The organism is Sphingorhabdus sp., assembly GCF_050921905.1.
Lineage (GTDB): Bacteria > Pseudomonadota > Alphaproteobacteria > Sphingomonadales > Sphingomonadaceae > Sphingorhabdus_B.
Window position 1 is genome coordinate 271,759 of record NZ_CP050888.1, and the last position, 24,642, is coordinate 296,400.

Annotated in this window: 15 protein-coding genes and 3 pseudogenes; 7 read left to right on the forward strand and 11 right to left on the reverse strand. The window is 53.7% G+C overall.

Features of this window, described 5'->3' with window-relative positions; translation table 11 throughout:
* Window positions 1-92 precede the first annotated feature (92 nt).
* The 6 genes and pseudogenes from wecB to HEQ18_RS01370 all read right to left on the reverse strand — a co-directional run.
* Window positions 93-803: pseudogene (wecB, locus tag HEQ18_RS01345) on the reverse strand (non-hydrolyzing UDP-N-acetylglucosamine 2-epimerase); the annotation flags it as partial.
* Window positions 804-937: 134 nt separating this feature from the next.
* On the reverse strand, window positions 938-2,014 hold the full coding sequence (locus tag HEQ18_RS01350) for an IS5 family transposase (protein WP_432815217.1): 1,077 nt from the start codon (window positions 2,012-2,014) through the stop codon (window positions 938-940).
* A 68-nt stretch (window positions 2,015-2,082) separates the two neighbouring features.
* Window positions 2,083-2,496, reverse strand: a pseudogene (locus HEQ18_RS01355) (UDP-N-acetylglucosamine 2-epimerase); the annotation flags it as partial.
* A gap of 101 nt (window positions 2,497-2,597) precedes the next feature.
* Window positions 2,598-5,702, reverse strand: a complete 3,105-nt coding sequence (locus HEQ18_RS01360) for an efflux RND transporter permease subunit (protein ID WP_432815218.1) — start codon at window positions 5,700-5,702, stop codon at window positions 2,598-2,600.
* 12 nt (window positions 5,703-5,714) lie between these two features.
* The gene (locus HEQ18_RS01365; RefSeq protein ID WP_432815219.1) at window positions 5,715-6,761 is read right to left on the reverse strand and encodes an efflux RND transporter periplasmic adaptor subunit; all 1,047 of its coding nucleotides are present in this window, start codon (window positions 6,759-6,761) and stop codon (window positions 5,715-5,717) included.
* 168 nt (window positions 6,762-6,929) lie between these two features.
* Window positions 6,930-7,196 (reverse strand): annotated as a pseudogene (locus tag HEQ18_RS01370) (FAD-dependent oxidoreductase); the annotation flags it as partial.
* A 338-nt stretch (window positions 7,197-7,534) separates the two neighbouring features.
* On the opposite strand from HEQ18_RS01370, the gene HEQ18_RS01375 reads away from it, so the two are divergent.
* Entirely contained in the window at window positions 7,535-8,971 is a 1,437-nt protein-coding gene (locus HEQ18_RS01375) for a S41 family peptidase (protein WP_432815220.1), read from the forward strand.
* Between the two features lie 20 nt (window positions 8,972-8,991).
* Here the strand turns inward: HEQ18_RS01375 and HEQ18_RS01380 are convergent, their stop codons facing one another.
* The 4 genes from HEQ18_RS01380 to HEQ18_RS01395 form a co-directional block, all read right to left on the reverse strand.
* Window positions 8,992-9,735, reverse strand: coding sequence for a 3'(2'),5'-bisphosphate nucleotidase CysQ (locus HEQ18_RS01380; RefSeq protein WP_432815221.1), 744 nt, complete (start codon window positions 9,733-9,735; stop codon window positions 8,992-8,994).
* Entirely contained in the window at window positions 9,732-11,654 is a 1,923-nt protein-coding gene (cysN, locus tag HEQ18_RS01385) for a sulfate adenylyltransferase subunit CysN (protein ID WP_432815222.1), read from the reverse strand. Before cysN ends, HEQ18_RS01380 begins: the two co-directional genes overlap by 4 nt.
* Window positions 11,654-12,556: a sulfate adenylyltransferase subunit CysD gene (cysD, locus tag HEQ18_RS01390; protein ID WP_432815223.1), complete on the reverse strand. Its 903-nt coding sequence runs from the start codon at window positions 12,554-12,556 to the stop codon at window positions 11,654-11,656. Before cysD ends, cysN begins: the two co-directional genes overlap by 1 nt.
* A 421-nt stretch (window positions 12,557-12,977) precedes the next feature.
* Complete coding sequence (locus HEQ18_RS01395; RefSeq protein ID WP_432815224.1) at window positions 12,978-13,859, reverse strand: hypothetical protein; 882 nt, start codon at window positions 13,857-13,859, stop codon at window positions 12,978-12,980.
* A 192-nt stretch (window positions 13,860-14,051) separates the two neighbouring features.
* Here HEQ18_RS01395 and HEQ18_RS01400 point away from each other — a divergent pair, with 192 nt between their 5' ends.
* From HEQ18_RS01400 to HEQ18_RS01415, 4 genes are all read left to right on the forward strand, one after another.
* The gene (locus HEQ18_RS01400; RefSeq protein WP_432815225.1) at window positions 14,052-14,873 is read left to right on the forward strand and encodes an IS5 family transposase; all 822 of its coding nucleotides are present in this window, start codon (window positions 14,052-14,054) and stop codon (window positions 14,871-14,873) included.
* A gap of 1,155 nt (window positions 14,874-16,028) precedes the next feature.
* Window positions 16,029-17,342, forward strand: a complete 1,314-nt coding sequence (locus HEQ18_RS01405) for a tyrosine-type recombinase/integrase (protein ID WP_432815226.1) — start codon at window positions 16,029-16,031, stop codon at window positions 17,340-17,342.
* Window positions 17,343-17,366: 24 nt separating this feature from the next.
* The gene (locus tag HEQ18_RS01410) at window positions 17,367-18,074 is read left to right on the forward strand and encodes a hypothetical protein (RefSeq protein WP_432815227.1); all 708 of its coding nucleotides are present in this window, start codon (window positions 17,367-17,369) and stop codon (window positions 18,072-18,074) included.
* Window positions 18,075-18,602: 528 nt separating this feature from the next.
* The gene (locus HEQ18_RS01415) at window positions 18,603-18,824 is read left to right on the forward strand and encodes a helix-turn-helix domain-containing protein (protein ID WP_432815228.1); all 222 of its coding nucleotides are present in this window, start codon (window positions 18,603-18,605) and stop codon (window positions 18,822-18,824) included.
* A 1,654-nt stretch (window positions 18,825-20,478) separates the two neighbouring features.
* Here HEQ18_RS01415 and HEQ18_RS01420 read toward each other — a convergent pair.
* On the reverse strand, window positions 20,479-20,778 hold the full coding sequence (locus HEQ18_RS01420; protein ID WP_432815229.1) for a hypothetical protein: 300 nt from the start codon (window positions 20,776-20,778) through the stop codon (window positions 20,479-20,481).
* Here HEQ18_RS01420 and HEQ18_RS01425 point away from each other — a divergent pair.
* Both HEQ18_RS01425 and HEQ18_RS01430 read left to right on the forward strand, forming a co-directional pair.
* A complete protein-coding gene (locus HEQ18_RS01425) occupies window positions 20,758-23,880 on the forward strand; it encodes a MobA/MobL family protein (RefSeq protein ID WP_432815230.1) in 3,123 nt (1,040 codons plus the stop codon). The genes HEQ18_RS01420 and HEQ18_RS01425 overlap by 21 nt on opposite strands.
* 54 nt (window positions 23,881-23,934) lie before the next feature.
* Window positions 23,935-24,114, forward strand: a complete 180-nt coding sequence (locus tag HEQ18_RS01430; protein ID WP_432815231.1) for a hypothetical protein — start codon at window positions 23,935-23,937, stop codon at window positions 24,112-24,114.
* Window positions 24,115-24,642 lie beyond the last annotated feature (528 nt).

Below are 24,642 nucleotides of genomic sequence, written 5' to 3' on the forward strand. Positions count from 1 at the left end.
TCTTGAGACAATCGGTTCCAAGGGTGCTGACCCGAACCAAGCCGGAAACATAAATCGAATCCCCGCGTTGGCGCGACAGTCCCGGGATATTGTCAACGTGCGTTTGAGATTATTTCTGCTATGCGCTGGCTCGCATATCCATCGCCAAAGGAATAACGCCCGTGGGCCATTGCGGCATAAGCGGCGTCATCGTCCAAAAGCGTCGAAACTTCGCAAATGATCCGCTGTGTATCTGTCCCGATGAGCTTCGCTATTCCCGTTGTGACGCTTTCTGGCCGTTCGGTGGTCTCGCGCAGGACCAATACGGGTTTGCCGAGCGCGGGTGCCTCCTCCTGCACACCGCCGCTATCGGTCAGTATGATATGGCTGATCGACAACAGCCGCGCAAAATTTGGATAATCCAGCGGTTCAATCATGGCGACATTGGGTAAGTCCCCTAAGGCCGCATTCATGACCGCACGGACTTTCGGGTTCATATGGACAGGAAAGATACAGGCCACATCGTCACGCGCGGCAATGGCTTTTATCGCGGCCGCGATGTTCACCATGCCCGCGCCAATATTCTCCCGTCGGTGGGCGGTAATACCGATGATTTTACGACCGCGAAACCGGGCCTCCAACGGCGCAAGGCCAAGAATGAGCGACGGATCGTGGACAATTCGCTTTAAGACCCAATGCAGCGCATCAATCACGGTATTGCCAGTTACAAAGACACGATCGGCTGGAATAGATTCTGCCCGTAATGCCGCCGCGGATGTCTCGGTCGCGGCGAAATGCTGATTGGCAATATTGCCTATAATCTGGGCACCTCCATTAACCGTTGATTTTGGTCAAGCGGCCTCGATATGCGCGTTGCAGGCACCTGATCGGTGCATTTCGGGCTGAGATTGGCTCTATTGCGGCTGTTTTGGCCCCTATTTCTGGATTTTGGACACAATTATCCTGTCGCCGCTCGTCGTTCGTGGAACAGCAGGCGCTGCATATTGTACGCAAGATTGGCGAGCATGATCTTCGTCTCGGCACGCTTGATGCCGATGGTGCGGATGAACAGTCCCATATGCGCCTTTTGCTGCGCAAAGACGTGCTCGACCCTTGCACGTATCTTCGACTTTGTTCGGTTGGCTGCACGAAGCGCTTCTGACCGTGGCTTGCCCTTTGGCTTCTTGCGGTGGATGCGGCTGACCCGGCCATGGGCTGCAAGCCACGCTTCATTGGTCTTGGACCGGTAAGCGGTGTCGCCCCACACATCAGATGCAGTGTTGTTTGTCGTAACCACTTCGCGCAGTTGTGATCCATCATGACGCGCGCCGTGCGTGACCACAGCCTTGCGGATGAACCCGAAGCGCTGATCGATAGCTATATGATTCTTGTAGCCAAAGCTTGGGATCGCAATGTCGATCTGCGGCTTGCCGTTCGCAGCCATGCGCGCTTTGGCAAACTTCACCGTCCAGCGCGCATCTGTGTCTTTCTGCGCAGCCTTGGCGGGTTGGTCGGGCCAGACTTCCTGTGCCGTCTTGCCGACCTTGATTGCGTCCCTCTCGTCTTGCGTATTGCGCTGCTTGGGGGCTGCAATCAGCGTTGCATCGACGATCTGGCCGCCCATTGCCAGATATCCATTGGTTCGCAGCCGGTGGTCAAAGGCGTCAAACAGCACCTGCAAGGTTCCGGCATCGGTCAACTTCTCCCGGAATAGCCGGATCGTGTTGGCATCAGGCGTTGGCGCTCCAAGATCAAAGCCCAGAAAACGCAGCCAGCTCAACCGATCACGGATCAGATACTCCATGCGGGCATCGGCCACATTGTTCTGCGCCGCCAGAATAAGGATCTTGAACATCGATACGCAGTCATAGGGCGGTCTGCCACCCTTCGAACCGTCCGAATAAGCCAGTGCATTGTCCAGGATCACACGAAAGCCTTCAAAATCCACTATCCGCCCCAGCGCCTCAAGCGGATCGCCATTGGCCGAAAGCCGCTTCAAATGATCCGATAAACCGAACAAACCCGCCTGCTTCATAATCGCCTCCCGATGGGGACCGTTGAATCAGATCACACGCTCAAATGCCAGAGGTTTTTGGAGGTGCCCATCTTGCGATTTACCTCTTCGGGCCATGGCTGATAAATGTCATGGCTGCGCAATCCCGCTTCGATATGGCTCACCGGAATTTTGCGATAATAAGCGGCTAGCGCGCCGACCATAGCCGTTACGGTATCGCCCTGAACGATGACGCGATCCGGCTTCGCTTTGTCCAGTACCACCCCAATTGTTTGCAGCAGGCGCGCCGTGAGCGTGTCGAGTGACTGTTCCGTGCGCATGAGGTCAAGGTCATAATCTGGCACGATGCCGCTGATCGACAGCACTTGGTCCAGCATGTGCCGATGTTGCCCGCTGACGAGGACTTCGGTGTGCATATCCGGATGTTGCGACAGCGCGTTTATAACCGGGAAGAGCTTAACGGCCTCGGGCCGCGTGCCGAAAATCACCAAATTCTTGTACATCTACGCTCCCTGCTCTCCTGCCTGAGGGAAGATTGTAGATAATATTAACGCATTAAAAAGTAACGAAATTTTTTTGCGAAGAATTTTTATCGCAACGTGCGCTAAGACAGCGGTGCTTCTTGCGTTTTCATTTCCTGTTCCAAGCGGCGCGACACCGCCTCGGGAGAGCCTGTATATTTGGTAAGCCGCGCATAAATGAGCGGGATGAGTATGAGTGTGATGAACGTCGCCAGTGTCACACCGAAAACAATCACCACGCCAATGGCTGACCGCGCAGCGCCACCGGCACCACTCGCAATAGCCAAGGGAATGGCCCCGAATACCGTAGCTATAGATGTCATCAAAATGGGTCGCAAACGACGGGTAGCGGCTTGTTGAACGGCCTCCAGTATTTCCATGCCTTCGTCGCGTAACTGGTTCGCAAATTCGACGATCAGAATACCGTTCTTCGCGGCAAGCCCGACGAGCATCACAATACCAATCTGGCTATATAGGTTCAACGTCATGCCGGTGAGCGCAAGACCAATGATGCCACCCCCGACCGCCAATGGTACCGTCATAATGATGGTCACAGGATGCACGAAGCTTTCAAACTGTGCGGCGAGCACGAGATACACGAGAAGGATGGTCAGTAAGAATACAAGCATGATTGAGCCGCCGGTTTCCTTGAAAGCCTGACTTTCGCCCCGATAGCCAACCGCCAGTACCTCTGGGGATGCAGCGGCTTGCTCTTCCAAAAAGGCCAAGGCCTCCCCCATGGTATAGCCCGGCGCGAGGCCCCCCTGCAGCGTGATTGCGCGCAGCTTGTTGAAGCGCCCCAAATCGCGCGCGCCTGCGGTCTCTGTGTATTTTATGAGGTTGGCGAGCGACACCAATGATCCGTCACGCGTCCGAAGCTGGATCGCAGCGAGATTTTCCGCAGTGGCGCGATCCGCTGCATCCGCTTGCACGATGACGCGATATTCTTCGCCGCGATCTAAATAGGTCGATACCCGGCGCGAACCCAAAAGCGTTTGTAGCGCCTGGCTGACCTCTGCCACTGAGATGCCGAGGTCGCCCGCGCGCGCAGTATCGACCTGAATCTCCATTTGGGGTTTGGTTTCCTTATAATCGGAGTCCATGTTTACGATGCCGGGATTTTCACTTGCGGCGGCCAAGATGCGGTCACGCGCAATGCTCAGCGATTCATATGTTGAACCCGCAATCACAAAATTTATGGGCTGACCGCGTCCACGTCCGATGGACGAGCGCACCGAAGCATTGCCGCGAACAGCAGGTAGCTCGGCGAGGATCTTGTTGACCTGCGCAACCACATCTTCGGTTTTCTCGGTCCGTTCGTCCCACGGTTTCAGAAAGACGATAAATGTCCCGCTGTTGAAATCGTCGCTGGGTCCAAATCCGCCGGGCGTGCGCTGAATGATTGACCTGACCGTGCCCTTTTCGATCAGCTTCACGATCGGTTCCGACGCCTGAAGCATATATTTGTCCATGGCTTCATAGCCAGTGCCCTCAGGCGCGGAAATGTTGGCGTTCAATATGCCGACATCTTCGGCCGGCGCGAGTTCCGATTGCAATGTGGTGAACAGGAATCCAGCACATGAAAGGAAACAAAGCACGCAAAGCGATGTTACCAATGGCTTTGCGATCACAACTGACAGCAGGCGGGTATATCGACGCTCAAGCCGCTGAAACTTGTCATCTACCCATTTGGCCACACGCCCGCGTTCTTCCTGCTTCAGCAACTTGGAACATAACATCGGGGCAAGGCTGAGGGCGACAAAACCCGAAAAGGCAATGGCCGCAATCATCGCGCCAGCCAATTCGCGGAAAAGTAAGCCCGTCTGGCCAGCCAGAAACATCACGGGCACGAAGACGGCGCACACGACGACGGTGGTGGAAACAACCGCAAACGCCACTTGGCGCGTTCCGGTTACTGCCGCGACCAAGGGCGGCTCACCCTGTTCAATGCGGTGATAGACGTTTTCAAGCACAACAATGGCGTCATCGACAACAAGGCCAATCGCCAGCACCATTGCCAATAGCGTCAGCAAGTTAATCGAAAAGCCGAGGAACCACAGGACGGCAAAGGTTGCGAGCAAGCAAATGGGCACCGTGACCGCCGGAATAAGGGTCGCGCGCCAACTGCCCAAAAACAGGAAGATGACCAAGACAACCAGCGCTGCTGCTTCTGCCAGGGTAACCCACACGCTGCTGATCGCCTTGCTGATGAACAACGAGTCATCGGAACCAACGGTAATTGTCATGCCTTGCGGCAAAGTGGGTTTGATCTGCTCGGCAAGTTGCTTCGCACGCTCGGCCACGGCCAGTGTGTTCGCGCCGGATTGACGCACAATACCCATGCCTAACGCAGATTCCCCATTGAGGCGGAACGCTGCGTAAGGATTTTCCGGACCCGTTTCGACCCGCGCCACATCACCCAGTCGCGTCAACGATCCATCTGCGCCCCGCGCGACGATCAACTGACGAAATTCGGCTTCGGTGCCAAAAGGGCGGCTGACCCGCAGCGTGACATTTTGATCGGTGGATTCAAGCCGCCCGGCGGGCAGCTCCACATTCTGGCTGCGCAAGGCATTTTCAATGTCTATCGGCGTCAGGCCCAAAGCCGCCAAGCGATCCGGCTGAAGCCATATCCGCATGGAAGGCCGCGCTTCGCCGCCTACAAATACACGGGCTACGCCGTCGATGGACGAAAAACGGTCAACGAGATTGCGGTCGACATAATCGCTGAGCTCAAGCCGCGACCAACCGGGCTTTGACACGACGAGAAACAGGATTGGCGACGCGTCCGCATCGACCTTGCGCACTTCGGGTGGTAGCACTTCTTCGGGCAAATCGTCCGCAGCCCCTCCGACACGATCACGGACATCATTGGCGGCGCTGTCTACCGAACGGCCCGGCGCAAATTCGATGGTAATGTCCGACTGCCCGTCGCGTGAACGCGATGTGATGGTTTGAATCCCCTCAATACCGGCAAGCGAATTTTCGAGGACTTGCGTAACGCGCGATTCAACGACCGTAGCGGCTGCGCCGGTGTAGGTTGTGTCGACAGATACGATTGGCGGTTCAGTGTCCGGATATTCCCGGACGGGCAGACTTAAAAACCCGACAACACCAACGAGCAGCATTAAAATCGCAATGACGGCTGCGAATACGGGTCTACGGACGGAGGTGTCGGAAAGTTTCATGTCAGACTTGCATCAGCGCGATTTGGCTGTTGCGCCGCTGGCCTTGGCGGGGCCAGTCCGCACCGTTGTACCATCAGAAAGTTTTACCACGCCTTCGGTGACGATTTTGTCACCCACTTCAATGCCCTGAATAATTTCGACCAAATTGCCGTCACGTGTCCCGGTAATGACAGGCGTGCGCTTCGCCTTAAGGTCGGACCCAACCGTATAGACAAAGCTGGTGTCGCCTTCGCGGACCAATGACAATTCGGGCACGGCGGGGGCAGTGCGATTTTTTGACGCTATTGTTACGGATAACAGCATGCCGGGTTTCAAATTGGCATTCCGGTTGGGCAAAACTGCACGCAATGTTGCGGTGCGGGTTTGTGGATTAACAACAGGGTCAATGGCGGTAATGCTGCCCGACGCAACATAGTCTGGAAAGGCGGCAGCCTTTGCCGTTATGACCTGTCCCACTTGGACGTTGGCCAGCATTGTCTCTGGCACAGTAAAGTCGAGCTTGATTGAACTCAGATCGCTCACCGCGGCGATTTCGTCTCCGGCGCTTACCACTGCGCCAATGGAGATTCGCCGCAACGATACGTAGCCGGAAAAAGGCGCGCGCACGACACGGTCGCCAATCGACGCACGTGCCTCATTTGCCACCGCCTTTGCTGCACTTGCAGATGCAGTTTGCGCGTCCAAACTTGCATTGGTTGCAAAGCCGCGGCGGTGAAGTTCGCTGATACGCTTTAGTTGTTGATCGGCTTCGCGTGCGCGGGCTTGCGCACTGGCAAGCGATGCCGTTTCCTGACCCTGCGCAAGAACCGCAAGCATTTGTCCCTTTTGCACATATTCGCCGTCGGAAAAGCCAAGTTGCGTTATCCGTTCGGTGACGGGCGCGCGGACCGAAACTTGTTCATTTGCATTAGCCGTTCCCACAGCGACATAGACATCCGAAAACTGATGTGAGGATGCCGCGTCAATAGTAACCAGCGGGGTAGGGCGCTCGCGCTTTTCTTCGCCGCCGCCACATGCGGCAACACAGAATATCAATGACAGAATGATTGGCTTACGCATTTTTTCACCAGTTAGGGATTCAGAAAGAGAGACACCTTAAACTTGCTGTTGGCGGAACTTATTCCAATCGACCAGTAATTTTCGACAAATGAAGCTTTTCTTTGCGAAAACCTTTTTTGGCAGAAAGCTGGCCGCGGTCGGTTGCATTGTTTTATCTTTCCAAAAATGCCGAATGATATGGTCAAATGCCGACAATCCGGCCTTCGTCCCTTCGCCCATCGCGACTATAATCTGCTTATACGGCACCGTTGTGACATCACCTGCTGCAAACGCGCCGGGAATATTGGTCGCGTTATGTGCGTCGACCTCAATTTCCCCGCGCGACGACAATGTTAGCGGGCCTTTAAGTCATTCGGTATCGGGGACCAAGCCAATCTGCACAAAAATGCCATCCGGATCGATGCGATGGGACTCGTCCCTGTTGCTGTCGGTGTAGCCATACACATGTGATGGGCACCAGCCTTCGCGGGTGCGACGGTTTTTTGCTGGAATTGGGAATTGCTGCCACCGGAACTGCCCAAATCACCCCTCCACGCCTAAAGGGGAGGGGCTTAATTTCGCTATATGCAACGCAGCAAGGCAAAGGCGGGCGTAATGCAGCGCTATTTCGGGGATGACGCATTTGTTGCCGCAATCCAAGGTAAAGCGCCAAAAGAATTTACAAGTAATAGCCGTTAATCCGCAGTTTTTGAGGCAGAAAAACCACTTGTGAATGATCGCAACCCATGCAACTATAAGTTATTGGGATGATGCAAGAATAACAGGAGAAGGTTATGAAAAAACGTTCGTTGAATGGCATCATACTGATATTGGCCGCAGCCGTTTCGGCATGTGGCGGCGGTGGAAGCGATTCAGGCGGCGATGCAATCATCGTTCCGCCCCCGCCCCCGCCTCCGCCCCCTACGACCTGTGGTTTGCTCAATCGACAGAATTTTGCGGCTTCCGTTCTGAACGAATGGTACCTGTTTCCAGAAACGCTACCGACCGCGCTCAGCCCATCGGCTTATACCTCCGTGGACGACTATATTGACGCCTTAACCGCGACTGCGCGTAGTCAGGGGCGTGACCGGTTTTTCACGTATGTTACCTCTATCCAAGAGGAAAACGCCTTCTTCACGTCAGGTGCGACAGCCGATTTCGGCGCGCGTTTTGCGTTTCAAGGCACACGTTTATTCGTAACAGAAGCCTTTGAGGGTGCGCCAGCGCTTAATGCGGGCATTGACCGTGGCACGGAAATAATCGGAATCGGTACAGATTCTTCGAATATCCGGTTGGTATCTGAAATATTGGCAACGCAAGGGTCTGCGGGTGTATCAAGCGCTTTGGGTCCGAATACCGTTGGAACCAGCCGTGCCTTTCGCATAACTGACTCATCGGGCACCCGCAATGTCACCGTGGCCAAAGCAGAATATACCATTCGCCCGCTCTCAACTCGTTATGGCGTCAAAGTCATCGACAATGGCGGCGGACAGCGCGTTGGATACATCAACATGCGCACGTTCATCTCGACCGCGAACGATCAACTGCGGACGGCGTTCGCCGATTTCCGCGCACAGGGCATCACAAACTTTGTTATCGATTTCCGCTATAATGGCGGCGGGCTTGTCGCAACGGCGGAGGTGATGGGCGACTTGCTTGGCGGCAACCGCTCTAGCAGCGACATTTTCTCAGTCACGCGTTTCCGCGCGTCAAAGTCAGCCGAAAACAATAGAACGCGTCGCTTTGCGCCGCAACCGCAGTCGGTGTCACCCGTGAAGATCGCGTTCATCTCCACCAGAGCTACGGCGTCTGCTAGTGAAAATGTCGCGGCGGCCTTCGTGCCGTTTCTCGGGGTCAATGCCGCTTTAGTGGGCAGCAACAGTTTCGGTAAGCCCGTTGGGCAGATCGCGCTTGATCTGACAGCTTGTGATGATCGCATTCGTGTTGTTGCTTTTGCGACAGAGAATGCGGCTGGGCAGGGTGATTATTTCTCCGGCCTTGCCGGCACCATGCGCACCACTTGTGCGGCGGCTGACGATATCACCCGGCCTTTGGGCGACCCGCAAGAGGCATCGCTTCGCGCCGCGCTGGATTTCGTGGCGGGACGCAGTTGCACCCCAATCGCGCTCGCCCAAAGCGCCCAGAGCACAGCTTCAGGAAACGAACGTCGTCTTTTACCTGCGCCGAAAAACGCCAGCACAGCGCAACGTGAGGTTCCGGGATTGTTCTAAAAACATCCTGTTGGATGCACTCAGGTCGCCGCTTTTAGCGCGTCCAACACGCTTTGGGCATGCTCTTTGCGACAAATCAGCAGGTCCGCTATATATGTATCCGCCTGATTATAGACCAAAGGGCTACCATCGATGCGGCTGACGTGCAGGCCAAAGGCGGCAGCGACAGCAGCGGGCGCGCAATTGTCCCATTCATACTGCCCGCCATTGTGCAGGTAAATGTCGGCCGCACCGCGCACGACCGCCATTGCCTTTGCCCCTGCCGAACCCATCGGGATGCATTCAGCGCCTAAAGCGTCTGCTACCGTCAAGGCTTCTGCTGCGGGCCTAGTTCGGCTGACCACCATGCGCAGTTTTTCGGGGGCGGCAGGAATGGCTGTCGGCTGATCGCTCCTTAGAACAACGCCCAACGCCGGAAGTGCTACCGCGCCAATCACCGGCACGCCATGTATAGCAAGCGCGACGTGGACGGCCCAATCGGTGCGGCCTTCACCATATTCACGGGTGCCATCAACCGGATCGATAATCCACACGCGCGATTTTGACAGGCGCGCGTTGGTATCCTTGCTTTCTTCCGACAACAATCCGTCATCAGGCCGTTGTTCGGCAAGGGCATGGATCAAAAACTGGTTGGCGGTTTGATCGCCAGCCTTGCCAAGCGCATGCAATGCCAGCAGCCCGCTGTCGCGCACTTGCAACAGCAATTTGCCAGCGGTTTCGGCTAAATGCGCGGCTAATGCGCTATCGTCGGCGATTATGCTCATTTCAACGGCATCAGCTGGCGAACGATATGTTCAGCGGCTTCGGCAGGGCTCATTTCGACCGTGTTCACGCGGATGTCAGGGTTTTCGGGTGGTTCATAGGGACTGTCGATTCCTGTAAAATTCTTTAATTGTCCGGCACGGGCCTTTTTATAAAGCCCCTTCACATCGCGCGCCTCGGCGACCTCCAGTGGCGTGTCGACGAATATCTCGATAAACTCACCCTCCGGCATCATCGCGCGCACCATATCGCGTTCTGCGCGGAATGGCGAAATAAACGCAGTCAGGACAATGAGGCCTGCATCTGCCATCAGCTTTGCAACTTCGCCAACCCGGCGAATGTTTTCAATCCGGTCGGTTTCGGTAAAGCCCAAATCCTTATTGAGGCCGTGGCGGATATTGTCACCATCGAGCAAAAATGTATGCCGGTTCAGCAGATTGAGTGTCTTTTCCACTTCATTAGCAATCGTCGATTTGCCCGAGCCGGAAAGGCCCGTGAACCATAAAATCTTCGGCTTTTGGTTTTTGAGCGCAGCATGTGCTTCGCGGCCAATGTCGGTCGCTTGCCAATGGATATTTTGTGCGCGACGCAAAGAAAAGTGCAGCATGCCGGCAGCGACGGTGGCATTGGTGATCTTGTCGATCAGAATATATCCGCCCAAAACATGGTTGTTGGCATAAGGTTCGAACACAATAGGTTTGTCGGTTATTATTTCCGCCACCCCAATGGCGTTGAGTTCCAACGTCTTGGCGGCCATATGCTCCATATTGTTTACATTGATGGTGAATTTGGGCGATTGCACGGTGGCCGACACCGTTTGCGTCCCCAGCTTCAAATAATAGGCCCGTCCTGGAATCAGGGGTTCTTCCGCCATCCAAACAATGGTGCTTTCAAACTGGTCGGATACCTCAGGCGGATTGTCTGCAGCGGCAATCACATCCCCGCGTGAACAGTCGATTTCGTCCGCAAGGCACAGCGTAACCGATTGGCCTGCAACAGCTTCGCTCAATTCGCCGTCAAGCGTGACGATCTTGCTGATCGTTGTCGTCTTACCTGATGGCAGCACGCGAATGCTATCGCCCGGACGCAATATGCCCGTTGCGATCTGGCCGGAAAATCCCCGAAAATCGAGATTGGGTCGGTTGACCCATTGCACCGGCATACGCAATGGCTTGGCCTGGGCCGCGTCATTATCAAGCGCGACGGTCTCCAAATGCGCGATCAGCGGTTGACCCGCATAATATGGCATATGGACCGAACGCGCGGTGATATTGTCGCCTTTGAAGCCGGAAATCGGCATGGCGGTAAAATCGTTTATCCCGATGCTGTGCGCAAATTCGGTATATTCGGCGACGATTGCATCATATGTCGCCTGATCATAGTCGATCAGGTCCATCTTGTTCACGGCAAGGACGATGTTTCTTATGCCCAATAAGTGGACAAGATAGCTATGGCGCCGCGTCTGGACGAGGACTCCTTTACGCGCGTCGATCAGGATTACCGCAAGATCCGCCGTTGATGCGCCCGTTACCATATTGCGTGTATATTGTTCATGGCCAGGGCAATCGGCGACGATGAATTTCCGCTTCTCGGTCGCAAAAAACCGGTAGGCGACGTCGATGGTGATGCCTTGCTCTCGCTCGGCCGCAAGACCGTCCACAAGCAACGCAAAGTCGATGTCCTGCCCCTGCGTTCCCATCCGTTTGGAATCGGATTCCAATGCCGCAAGCTGATCTTCAAAAATCATTTTGGAATCGTATAGTAACCGACCGATCAGCGTCGATTTCCCGTCATCGACCGAACCGCAGGTGATAAACCGCAACAACGACTTATGCTGGTGGACAGTCAGATAGGCTTCAATGTCCGAAGCAATAAGGTCATCGGTTTTGTATATGCCATTTTGGAGCGTTGCATCTGACATCAGAAATATCCCTCCTGCTTCTTCTTTTCCATGCTGGCGGCCTGATCATGGTCAATAGCGCGCCCCTGGCGTTCGGAGGTGGTGGTGAGCAGCATTTCCTGAATAATCTCGGGCAAGGTTGCGGCATGGCTCTCGACCGCGCCTGTCAGCGGATAGCATCCAAGCGTTCGGAAACGGATGGAGCGTTCAACCGGAACCTCGCCGTCATGCAACACAAAGCGGTCATCATCCATCATCAGCAACATGCCGTCGCGTATGACGGTAGGGCGCGGCGCGCTGAAATATAAAGGCACAATCTCGATATTCTCAAGGTGGATATATTGCCAGATGTCCAACTCGGTCCAGTTGGAGATCGGGAAGACCCTTATGCTCTCTGCTTTCGCCTTGCGTGCATTATACAGGTTCCATAATTCGGGCCGCTGGTTCTTTGGGTCCCAAATATGCGTCGCGGTGCGGAAGGAGAATATGCGTTCTTTGGCCCGGCTCTTTTCCTCGTCCCGCCGCGCCCCGCCAAAGGCGACATCGAAACCATATTGGTCGAGCGCTTGCTTCAGCCCTTCGGTTTTCCACATATCGGTGTGCAGCGACCCGTGATCAAAAGGGTTGATGCCGCGCGCAATTGCCTCTGGGTTCTGGTGCACCAATAATTCCATACCGGCATCGCGCGCAGCCTTCTCGCGCAACGCGTACATCGCCTTGAACTTCCAAGTGGTATCGATATGCAACAACGGAAAGGGCGGCGGCGATGGGTAAAACGCCTTGCGCGCCAAATGCAACATCACGGCGCTGTCTTTACCCACGCTATACAGCATCACCGGCTTTTCCGCTTCGGCAACAACCTCCCGCATGATATGGATGGCTTCAGCCTCAAGGCGCTCAAGATGCGTCAGGGTTTTGGTCATAGTGTGTTTCTCTTCCTATGACCCCACATTGTCAGAAGTGCGCGCATCCCGCAAACAAGACATTCTTGTTAGGGCAAATAGCGCGGTTTTAGCGAGGGTGATCGGAGCGGTGTGCATATATTGTCGGCGCGTCATCATCATGCGGCATTTAGGTTGTGAACCGCTAAGGTGCATTTACGTGGTCCTGACCCCAATAAGGATGTCGGCTTTATCCGCATTGGACAACAAGCGTCGGTGAAGCTTGAGGCCTTTTCGTTCACGCGGTACGGCGCGGTGCCGAGGCGCGTGCGGGAATTACGGTGACAGGAATTACGGTGACAGTGCACTAAATTATTACACGCTGCGCATCACGGTTCTAAGCTGAAGAAATAAGTGCACTGTCACCGTAATTCCGTAATTAAATGTCTAGAGGCTATCGGCGCTACTGATCTTCGCGTGGCCTAGGCGGCGCATCGTCTCTGCCCTTTTTGGAGGGTCCATGAAATGCCGCATACTCTAAGCATTTATCAATTTGCGGTTTTTCTTCCTTGGCATTGTGCCATAGGATCGACGCTTCCTTGAAACGATGAACCTGATTGGCAGATAGCTGCGCTTCATTAAACGTCCATTCACCGTCATACATAAGCTCATGGATTTTGTTTATCCGGTCCTTTGCGCCCATCGCGTAGTAGTCCGCAATGATCAGCCACTGTTCCAGATCAACACGCCATTTTTTAACCTGCTTTTGCCACGTAGCATCATTGGCAATTCCAGCGCCAGAGTGGACTGGCTGCGCCAAGTTTTCGTATGACGTTTCAAGATCGGAAAACAGCCGTTGATGCCTCTCGCGGTTGTAGATCGCGGCGAAGCCATAATCCACGTTGTCGAATCTATCTCGCAAAATCGGGCGGATTTGTTCCGTATAGGTCGTCAGCAAGTCCAGTTTCTTCTCAACCGCCTTTGTTCGATCTGACAAATCAGCCAGTTTAACATCGCGCACGTGTGCTTGTGCATGTGTTTCAAATTTTGCGCTGATTTTCGTATCAACAAATTGATCTAGTCGAACGTCAATAATCGACTGAAGCTCATCACCCGACAAATCCGTCTTTGATGAATCCAAATGGCTTTCAAAGTAATCCGCAACAATGCCTTTCACATCGTCCATCGACAAGCCACCTAGGCCTTCGGCGTCAGATACCCCTTCATTCGCGGCCTTCCTTGTGCCTGTGACAAGCAGCCAAGCTGCAAGCGCAGCGATACCGATAAGCAATGCGGAAGGAACTGGCCAAGGCGTTGTAAATAGCCACTCAAGCACGTTCGGCATCCGCTGCTTGAGAAGCGCAAAATCGTCTGGTGCGGTTGAGGCACCTATGATTTCGAATCCTATACGAAAGAGTGTGATTAGCAGAAGTAAGTGTCTGACCCGAAATTAAGTTGAGTAGTGTCAGCGAGTTAGCTTGACGCTTTTTCACATCGCTGATTCAACGGTTTTGCAACGACCCGAAGGATTTCAACGATGTGGACCGACACCACTCGCGCGCATCATGCACGCAACGGATTGGCTTTGCCAAGTGATTTAACTAATGAGGAGTGGGCGGTTCTGGAACCGTTTTTTCCGCAGCCGTCCTTTGTCGGCCGTCCGCGCAAATGGCCGATGCGGCGGATAGTAGAAGCGATGCTGTATCTGCTACGCGGTGGCCTGCCATGGCGGATGCTGCCGCCGGGCTTTCCACCTTCCTCGACGGTGCAGCGTTGGTTTTACGCTTGGCGCGATGATGGCACATGGCAACGGATCAACCATTATCTGATCCAGGATGCCCGGGTGGCGCAGGGTAGCGAGGCTTCACCCAGCGCCGGAGTGATTGACAGCCAGTCTGTCAAAACGACGGAAAGCGGCGGCATACGCGGCTATGACGCGGGCAAGAAAGTGAAGGGGCGCAAGCGCCATATCATCACCGATACGAACGGCTTTCTGGTACACGCCATTATTCACAGCGCCGATATACAGGACCGTGACGGTGCGCCGATCGTGCTCTCCGACATCCGTTATAGTTTCCCTTGGCTGCGCCATGTCTTTGCCGATGGCGGCTATGCCGGTGACAAGCTCAAAACCGCGCTGACCAAGATCGGCGACTGGACCATCGAAATCATAAAGCGTTCTGACCGGGCAAATGGCTTTGTTGTTCTACCGCGCCGATGGGTCGTCGAGCGAACGTTCGCATGGCTAAACCGCAACCGGCGCCTTGCCAAAGACTTCGAGCGCAGCATCGCTTCCGCAACGGCATGGCTGTTAATGGCCTCCGTCCAGTTCCTCGCTAGACGAATCGCAAAACTATGATATTAAACATGATAATTATGAGTCAGACTCTAAGACGGCTAATAATAGCCCGCCCAAAATCTTGAGATACGTCATTCTGTATGTCTGCCCGTAACTCCCTAATTTTGCGAGTCCTTTTTTAATTACGTAATTACGGTGACAGAGCACTAAATTACTGAACGCTGCAGGAATGCCGGTGGAATCACCGTGACACGTGCGTCATTCCCGAAATAATCTTGCTGCGTTGCATATTGCGAAATTAAGCCCCTCCCCTTTAGGCGTGGAGGGACCAGTCCCCCGGACTGGTCCGAGAGGCTCCACGGGGTTGGGGTGGGGCATATAGGTTTACGCAACGCCGACAGGCCCCACCCCCTTCCCCTCCCCTAAAGGGGAGGGGTGATTTAGGGAATTGCGGTGACACGTGCGTCATCCCTGAAATAGCTTTGTACTATAACGGTAGTTTGCTCCATGCGCCTTTCCCCCAAAACTCTTCGTCATTCCCGCGCATGCGGGAATCCAACTCATGACGGCGACATTCCCAGCAACGGTGATGGTGCATTCTTGCGTGGGAGTTGGGTTCCCGCCTGCGCGGGAATGACGAGGAATTACGGAATTCCGGTGACAATTGCGATAACCCCAAAATAGGTTTCGCTTGCAATGTAGGATTTGTTTTGAGATTCTGTGCTTCACGCCCGCAATTGTGGCGCGACCGGCTCTTTGAACCTGTTGAACCCCAGCCCGGCTTTCGTCTCCGGTGAGCCAACTTCGCAACATAGTCGTAAGTTTACACAAATACCCCGTTTCCCGTATATGTTTGTAAACTTAGGCACGGGAATTCCGGTGGCAGGTGCTTCATCCCCACAATGGCATGTTGCTTGCGAGATCAAATCCGAAGGTGGATTTACGTGGCCCTGACCCTATCATTATGTGATTTATGTCAGGATTTTCCACACCATGCCAGAACCAAGCTATGGTGAGCCCTGCTGGGTTCGAACCAGCGACCTACTGATTAAAAGTTAGATGGTCTAATATGGACTGCGTTGGACATTATTATATAAAGCACTATAAAGCATATGGTTAGATATATGTTATATTGACATCGTTGTATGAAATTGGACATAGATTGCGTTACGGTGATTGCTACGTGATTGCCATAGCGGCGCAAAGGAATGTTCTATGGCCAATGTTAAGATTACAAAAAGATCGGTCGATGCCGCCACGCCCGGGGACAAAACAACCTTTCTATGGGACACTGAACTCAAAGGGTTCGGGCTTAAAATCACCACGAGCGGGTCGCGAATTTACATCTTTCAATATCGCACCGGCGGCAGGGAAGCAAAGACGAAACGTGTCACCATTGGGACCCACGGCAGCCCATGGACTGCTGATCTCGCGCGCAACCACGCAAAGGAATTGTCTATTGGGGTGCATAAGGGTGAAGACCCACGCGAACTTGATCAACAACGCCGTCGGGACGCAGTCGACCTAGCCTTCGACAAATATGCCGAAGAATTCATTGAGCAATATCTCAAGCAAAACTGGCCGGAAACCTGGCAGGAGGCTGCGCGAATTTTACGGCGCGACGTCGTACCAGTTTTACGCAGCAGGCCGTTGCCGTCGATTACCAAAAACCATATCGCCGACCTGTTGGACGGGATGAATGACCGCCCGGCATTGAAGCGGCAAACCTATGCTGTGCTGAAAAAGCTTTTCAACTGGGCAAGTAAGTCGCGCAGTGATCTTCCCAAATCGCCAATGGCAGACATGGATTCTGTGCCAAGTGTGCCCAGTCGCGAAAGGGCGCTTTCGCCGGAAGAAATTTCGGCTTTTCTTTTCGCAACGGACGTCATGCCTTATCCTTTTGGTCCCTTTTACCAACTGCTGATCACGACATTGCAACGCGTCTCAACCGTTGCCAACATGGATTGGCGGCAGATCAACTATAATGATCAACAATGGCAAATTCCGGCCAAGATTATGAAAATGAAGTCGGATGTCCTTTGCCCCCTCACGACCGAGGCGGAGGGTGCCCTATCCAAATTAGACCGTGCACCGTCAGGGCTGGTTTTTACAACGACTGGAACCACGCCGATCAGTGGGCTTTCGAAAGCAAAAAGTGCCTTAGACAAGAAAATGATCGAAATCCTTCGGCAACGGGCGGCGGCCCGCGGCGAAGACCTATGTGATGTGCTTGACCATGAAGTTCTGCCCACTTGGCGCAATCACGACCTGCGAAGGACAGGCGCGACAATTTTGCAATCGTGCGGCGTTCCGCTCGAGGTCACTGAGGAATTACTGGCCCACAAGAGCGGCACTCGTGGCGGTATCGCGGGGGTTTACAATAAATATAGATATTTAGTAGAGCGTGGTGTCGCGTTAAATATTTGGGCCGAATACCTGAACGAACTCCGATCATCCTCGCAAGCGACTATGCCAAAACGGCCGACGCTCTACTGGGACCGACTGCGGGCGATTTCGTTGGAGGGGTAGGCACCACCACCGGAGGGAGCTGTCATGCAGGATCATTTTTGGAGCAAAGCGGGCAGGGCAGATTGGTATAACCCTCAGCCGCTGGAATATAAAATGCTTGCCGACTTTTTCATTGAATACGGAGAGTCGCAACATGGTTCAACGTGGGATGGTCTCCTTGGCAAACCGTCGGAGGTAACGGCGAAGCCCTTACGAGAAGGAATAGCCCGTCTGGCGGCAAGCGGTGATTTGAAAACCTTTGTTCTCCATCCGAAAACACATAATTTTCGTGCACTCAAGCCTTCGCAGTGGCGGAACAAAGCCGCATTTGCGGCAATTTTCTCTCGATGCCGAATTGACTGCGACAACACTTCGAAATTCGCGCCAGCAGGCGCAAATCATGGGGAGATCTTTGTTTCAAAGCAGTCAGCCGACCGAATTCTCTCAAGGGAGAATATGGCGTCTGATTTGCCGTGTGACGAAATTTTCAGAAAGGCTGATTTGAAATCCGCTTATTTGCGATTTCTGGTTCATATGGCGACGATTGAGGGCAACGACTACGCTGCAGAAACGTCGAAGGAAACAAAGGCGCTAATTCGCGACGAATGGAAGCTATTTTGCGGGACAGATAAAGTTTTGAAAGCGGGTGGCGAAATAGCCGATATGACCGAACGGCTTTGTAACGAAATGGCGGTGATTTTGCGTGGTGCGACAAAACGTATCGAACGGCAAACTCGAAATAAATCGCTGTAGGATTAATAGGCTACAGAAACATAGTTTGGTCCTGCTTGAGTGGTAAATTTGCCTTCTAACGATTGCACCATATGAGAAATGGGCGCGTGCGCCCGCGCCAGCGCGGCACGGTCGCAGTTGAACGCCTTGTTTAACGAGCCACTATTTGGACGTTTACGATTCTTGCGAACTCTAAGTGTCCAGTCTTCGGCCGTGTCCAAGGCCAGCGTGATAATGATCGCGCTTTCCCATCGGTGAGCAAAATTTCTCCGGTTTGACCAAATGCAATAGTAAAAGAGGTATTACGCACTGTGGACATAGTGTCCGAAGGATTTTGCGCCCCTACCCAAAACACTCCAATTGCTACAAATTTGATGTCAAAGAAAAGTGTTGTATATCAGAATGTTATTTTAAAACAAGAAACGTGTCCTACTATTTTTGACCGCGTTCACGAGAATTGAGACACCTTGTCCGGTTAGACATCGGTCCCCGAATCTTAGATCTTCTTTGAGCCAGCCGCGATTTTGCGGGGCGTAAAGGAGTATACGAATGATAACCGATTTGAACAATGCGGGCACCGAGTGGCTCACCACCTCCCAAGTGGCGGGGCTGACCCAAACAAGCAAAAGCTATTGGGAGAAGGCCCGCGTTCGGGGGGACGGCCCCCCTTACTCAACGATAGGAATCCGCGTGCGATATCGTGCTGCCGACGTCGCGGCTTGGATTGCGGCGCGGCGCGTCACCAGCACCTCGGAAGGAGGTGCGAAATGAACCCTTTGAAAGTAGAGGAATAGAAACATGTCGAATACATTTAATGATGGGACCGGTACTCCACCAGTGAGCCCGACGGCAACGCCGCTGGAAGCCAGTGCTGGCGTACCGGCGCCGGATGGACGGAACGCAGCAGCTTCTGCACGAGCCGCGCTGAACGATGCCATTGCATCGCAAAACCAGAGCACAATGGCCAACGGGTCTTCGCGAGCGGATGTGGGCATTGCAACGTCAACGGGGCCTGCGGCTAACGATCGCGACAAAGCCAGGGCGGTTGATCCAATCGGAAGTTCTGCGCCCCACTATCGGCCCGGGCCTGTGTTAGCGGAGCCGAGTGCTCCAAAGCCAAGCCAAGCTTCTGCACAGGCCGAACGTTCCAGCGACCGGCAAGAGCCGCAGTCAGGAGGAAATCAACCACCTCGCCGGCCACCTGCTGATGCCATCTCGAGCGCCTCTGATGAGCCAGAGCCAGAGAAAAAGAGAACGCAGCCGCCGCTCCTTGATATTGAGGAATTTATCCGCGAAGTCGAAGAGAGCAAACGCGGCGCCATGACCAGGCGGCAAATAATTTCCTTAGGTGACTACATCAAGGAGCTTGCCAATTGGGGCGTTCCTATTGGTCCGATCTACAAAGGCCTAAAGAAGCGGGGACTTGTGAGTTGCTCGCGTAGCAGGTTTGGCGAGCTATGTTGCGAACTCTTCCCTGACATATTCGGCTCGGCGGCGCGCCGGAATGCCTGAAGCTGAAGACATCCCGAGCTTTTCTAATCAGCTCGGGATGTCTTCGACGAACTTACGGCGAACATCCACCAAACATCGGGGACTTGTGAGTTGCTCGCGTAGCAGGTTTGGCGAGCTATGTTGCGAACTCTTCCCTGACATATTCGGCTCGGCGGCGCGCCGGAATGCCTGAAGCTGAAGACATCCCGAGCTTTTCTAATCAGCTCGGGATGTCTTCGACGAACTTACGGCGAACATCCACCAAACATCGGGGACTTGTGAGTTGCTCGCGTAGCAGGTTTGGCGAGCTATGTTGCGAACTCTTCCCTGACATATTCGGCTCGGCGGCGCGCCGGAATGCCTTAAGCTGAAGACATCCCGAGCTTTTCTAATCAGCTCGGGATGTCTTCGACGAACTTACGGCGAACATCCACCAAACATTCTTTATATAAGTTGCTCGCATGCAGCGGCAAAATTGCTGCATTATTACATCTGCACAAATACAGATCGCATTTAATTCGCTGTGAATACAGCAAGCATTAAGATAAACATAAAGAAATACGGCCATATGATGGTCGTATGAAGAAAGTATAGTGCGCAAATACGCAAATTGGATGATGTTATCATCGCAACTTGCTTTTTTGAGTGTAAATGACTATTTCTATAAACACAAATTACAAAATAAGATAGAAATATGGTCCGCAATCCAGCTCATATAGCCTCACTGATGGCAGCTGCAGAAGCAAAGCGCAGACGAAACGATGCCGCCTCTGAACGCGAGCATCGTCTTATCATGCACAATATCGAGCACGAATATGATGGCTCGCTTGGCCGCGTCGGAATTTTAAAACGCAGCTTGGCCCGGATCAAATGTGACAGCCTTGCAGTGCCCGCAGAGCGAAAGCGGCAATTGCGATTGTCAACGTTCGGGCGTTCATTCCATGGCCGGGGATCGATACACCTGAAGGAACGCCAAGCAACGGGCGGCAAAAAGTCTAAGAAAGCGGGTTCGTCTGGCGCGGCGCATTACAGTTACATTGAAGACGACAAATCCGAACAGAAGATCGGTGAATCCCAGTCTCCGGCGAACAACAGCCATATCAGTTATATCGATAGTGGCCGCGTTGAAGTCACCGATGATGGCGACCGATTTTCCAAGTCCAACATTGATGGTGACTTCGCCGAACGGATGCGGTTCTTCGAGCTTACCGAAATGTTTGAACGCGATTCCCACGGGGACGCGGTATCCCTGGATTTAAACCGGCCAAGTGCTGCAATCGCTGCAACCTTGGCTGATCCCAACTGCGACGCAGGCTTGCGTGAGGCTATGGAAAATTATCCACTTCCACACATGGGTGAACCAGTCCGGATCAAGCTTAAGGGAAGCAACAAGGATCTTCGCCGCCTGCTAACCACGCATGGAATGAACCTTTCCAAGATCGGCAAGAATACGGCCAAGTTGGCAAATGACGGTATTGTCTTTCATACAGGGCGGTCCGGACGCACGCACTTCCGCTGGGTGTTCGAACTGCCTGTGGAATTTACAGCCGAGCAGCGCGCAATGGTTCTTGAGGATCTTGGTGCGCATATGGACCAAGAGAAGTGCATGTATGCGGCCGTTATCCATGCCCCTGATCCGCATAATGATCAGCGGAACTGTCATTTACATCTTATATTTTATGACCGGCCTTGCCGGCGCCTCAATGGCACCGAAGCTGATTTCGATAACGTTGCCGAAACCTTCCAGGAAGCTATCCGGGACGAGATGGCTCGGGGTCATATTAAAACAGGGGAGTGGGATTTTGCAACTCAGCGCCATTATTTGAGCATTCGGAGTTGGAAAATACATTATCCGTTCCGTGCCGAGAAAAGCCGCGAGATCACCAAAGGTAAGGACTGGCAGGCCCGTTTCCGGCGCAACTACGCCGCAATTGTGAACGACGTGTCTGCCAGAACCGGCGGCGGCGGCTCCGTTTATGATCCTCGTTCATATACTGACCGCAACGTAGACATTACCCCAAGCAAGCATCTCGGGCAGTTGCATGCATCCGAAGTTGCAGGCATTCCAACGCTGATTGGACTGAGTAATGAAGCCAACCAGGCCAACGATGATCGCCGTGCGATCCTTGCCCGCCACAATGCTGAAATGGCGAGATTGGCTCAACTTCAGGCAAAGCTTGAGCCGTATCGCCCTGGAGCCAACGTGAGTCCGATTGTATCGACCCTGGCAAAGTTGCCTTTATCTGACATCGCCGATGCCAAACATGCTGCAGATGCAACACTAGCCATGGACCTTTGGTTGCTTGAAACGGCACGCGAGCGATCGCGCGCTACGCTTGTCCATGACCGCCAAAAACGGGCAAGCCAGAAAGGACGGGCTTATGAACGGCAGCAGCGCCAAGAATTAGCCACTGCTGCTGAAATGCACCTTGCTGGTCTCGACCGCCAAGATGCAGCCGTGAAGACTATGGTCAATTGCGTGCAGCACGACCTTGACTCAAGTCGCAAAATTACTTCTGAATCCGTTGAACGGGCAGCCGCAAACTGCGCTAACTTGTCGCGCCTTGTCGCAATACAGCCATCAGAGAATATGGCCGCGACGCCAACACCAGAAAGCTCTGTAGCTTACCCAGCGCTTCGAATGGGCGCAGCGTCTCTTGGCATCCCGTCGCCTGCGCCTGACGAGGCTTATGGCGGCAAACCAGCGCATTCGTCTCTCGAGCCTGTGCCGGTGCAATCCGATAAAGCCGACATATTTGCGGAGTCAGGATATAATCCATCGTTAAACGGGGAGGCGGAACCGAACGAGCAGCCACCCCCTGTTTCGCCATCCTTGGATGGTCCGGCCAAGCCGATCTTACCACGCGATAACGCTGCTATTGCTGAACCGCCACCAACCCCTGCGGTTGCGTCTTTGCCGGACATGCCGGACAACAATATGGCGCCCCACATTAAATCTGTAGAGTTCGACATCGTTGCCGAAGCAAACTGCGAGAACCGCGCCGGTGCCGTTGGCGCTGGCTCATTAGGCAGTGAACCATATCCTCGACCAGAGTTTCGCGACGAATCCAAGCTCGCAGAAGCGACAACAGATACTGTTGATGAACCTTTCAGCACGAGCAACGGCCGGTTGGATAAAGTCAATGGCAGTAGCATGAACGCATTGGTGGAAAACGCCGCCGCGCCCAGTGCAACGGCCGACGAGCCGGTTCATTCACCCGCGCTAACGCCGAATGCTCCAGCCGTCATCAATGACGCAACCAAGGAACCCGTTGGCGTGCCCGATCAAATGTCTGTGCGGGGTGGTATCGGTTGCCCAAATGCAGATCGCCAAACAGAACATATTGAAGCCGGCCCGCAGATATCATCTGGCACCATAAACAATCTTGATGCTGTCAAAGATGTCGTTCTGCCAATTATCGCTTCGCCCCCTGAGGACACAGATGCAAATGTTCAGCAGGAAAGCATGCCAGCAGGTATGAGGATGCACAATGATGCTGGCGGCCTGACTGTTAAACCGCATGGGCAAACATCTACGGATGTGCCCGTTCAAAAGCCGCCGCAAGCCCAAGAAGGGCCCCGCGGTTCTGATCACAAGCCGAGATATTCAGGTTCGTCTGCCGAACGTGATGCCGCTGTCCGGCGCTCTGAATTCGAGACAAAGGCAATCGTTCATATTGTTCGGACCGAGCGCATCCTCCTAAAGAAAGTCGAAGGCAAGCTGGTCCTCCCAGATCATAAGCGAATATCAGCAGAATGGCATCGGCATGTGCCATTCCTTCAGATTGAGTTGGAGCGCGACCAACGCTTGATAAGGGATGAGCTGGCGGCGTTTGTGCTGCAGATTAGCAATGGCCGCTATGACGCGAACTCGACGCGCGATCAATTCTTTCAAAAGATATTCGAAGGTCAGCCGGAGGTCGTGAAAGCTTTAGACGAAAGACAGCAAAAGGCCGCAGCTGATCGGATGGCCGAAATGCGGCACATTGAATTCGAGAAAGAGATAATAATTCATATCGTGCGGACTGAGCGCATTCTTCTTGAGAAAGTCAACGGCAGGCTGGTTCTCCCGAAGCATAAGCGAATACCGGCAGAATTGCACCGGCATGCGCGATACCTTCAGTATGAGTTGGAACGCGACCAACGCTTGATACGGGATGAGTTAAAGGCGTTCGCGAAGCATATTGGCACTAACAGCTACAACGAGAACTCTGACTACGCGAAGTTCCTCAAAAAGGTATTCGAAGGTCAGCCGGAAGTTGTGAAGGCTTTGGACGAAAAGCCGCTGGCAAGGCAACATGCTTTCGCCGCGAGGCAGGATTTCGGATTGTTGTAGATCCACATATTCGCCATCGAGAGTTTAGTGTTCGCGGACAGTCGGGCGGCGATAATGCGTATCGGCCAGCTTTCGTGCAGTCACAGACGGGACTTGCACAAAATTCCAGCATTCTATCTGCCGATTACCGTTATCGCGGCATGCGGACTTTCGATGCAAGAACGCCGCAAGTTCGACGACGCGCCGACGTATGAACTCCATCCCGTCAACGATATCGAGGTCGGTGACCCCTAGAGCTGCTAGAACACGGAGCTTCGTGTGGCGCATCGCGCACGATGCTACTCAGGACAGCCGACAAGTTCGGACTTTATCCCAACCGGTTGGTAACCGACATAGCCTACGGATCGGCGGATATCGCAAACGCATCCTCAAACTCGACCGCTTGCGTCTGTGAGGACCAAATGGAGCCAAAGATGAGTTCCACCTTGCAGCAACGGCCCATAACCTCGGCAAAATGGCAAAACTGATCCCGATGCCAGCCCCCGCAATAGCCGGGGGAGCGGCACAAAGAGCGTGCGCCTAAAATTACGGCAGCTGTAGCCCGCACCTCGAAAGCGAGTTTTTCAACAAAATCTCTCGAACACTGCCGTTGCACCGCGATCAACGAACGTCTGCTTATCGGTTTCTCACCCTTAAAAGGCGACTGTCGGGAGTTTCCAACATTGCAGTCATTAGCGCGCTAAACAAATGTCGCGCCGCAAAAAGGCGAACTCATTCTGAAGCACCCGAACGCCCGTTGTCGGCCAAAACCGACCATGCTTG

Bases quoted from the DNA above. Each gene is read 5' to 3' on its own strand.
- HEQ18_RS01350 (WP_432815217.1), bottom strand. From the start codon at position 2,014: ATGAAGCAGGCGGGTTTGTTCGGTTTATCGGATCATTTGAAGCGGCTT.
- HEQ18_RS01360 (WP_432815218.1), bottom strand. From the start codon at position 5,702: ATGAAACTTTCCGACACCTCCGTCCGTAGACCCGTATTCGCAGCCGTC.
- HEQ18_RS01365 (WP_432815219.1), bottom strand. From the start codon at position 6,761: ATGCGTAAGCCAATCATTCTGTCATTGATATTCTGTGTTGCCGCATGT.
- HEQ18_RS01375 (WP_432815220.1), top strand. From the start codon at position 7,535: ATGAAAAAACGTTCGTTGAATGGCATCATACTGATATTGGCCGCAGCC.
- HEQ18_RS01380 (WP_432815221.1), bottom strand. From the start codon at position 9,735: ATGAGCATAATCGCCGACGATAGCGCATTAGCCGCGCATTTAGCCGAA.
- cysN (WP_432815222.1), bottom strand. From the start codon at position 11,654: ATGTCAGATGCAACGCTCCAAAATGGCATATACAAAACCGATGACCTT.
- cysD (WP_432815223.1), bottom strand. From the start codon at position 12,556: ATGACCAAAACCCTGACGCATCTTGAGCGCCTTGAGGCTGAAGCCATC.
- HEQ18_RS01395 (WP_432815224.1), bottom strand. From the start codon at position 13,859: ATGCCGAACGTGCTTGAGTGGCTATTTACAACGCCTTGGCCAGTTCCT.
- HEQ18_RS01400 (WP_432815225.1), top strand. From the start codon at position 14,052: ATGTGGACCGACACCACTCGCGCGCATCATGCACGCAACGGATTGGCT.
- HEQ18_RS01405 (WP_432815226.1), top strand. From the start codon at position 16,029: ATGGCCAATGTTAAGATTACAAAAAGATCGGTCGATGCCGCCACGCCC.
- HEQ18_RS01410 (WP_432815227.1), top strand. From the start codon at position 17,367: ATGCAGGATCATTTTTGGAGCAAAGCGGGCAGGGCAGATTGGTATAAC.
- HEQ18_RS01415 (WP_432815228.1), top strand. From the start codon at position 18,603: ATGATAACCGATTTGAACAATGCGGGCACCGAGTGGCTCACCACCTCC.
- HEQ18_RS01425 (WP_432815230.1), top strand. From the start codon at position 20,758: ATGTTTGAACGCGATTCCCACGGGGACGCGGTATCCCTGGATTTAAAC.
- HEQ18_RS01430 (WP_432815231.1), top strand. From the start codon at position 23,935: ATGCGTATCGGCCAGCTTTCGTGCAGTCACAGACGGGACTTGCACAAA.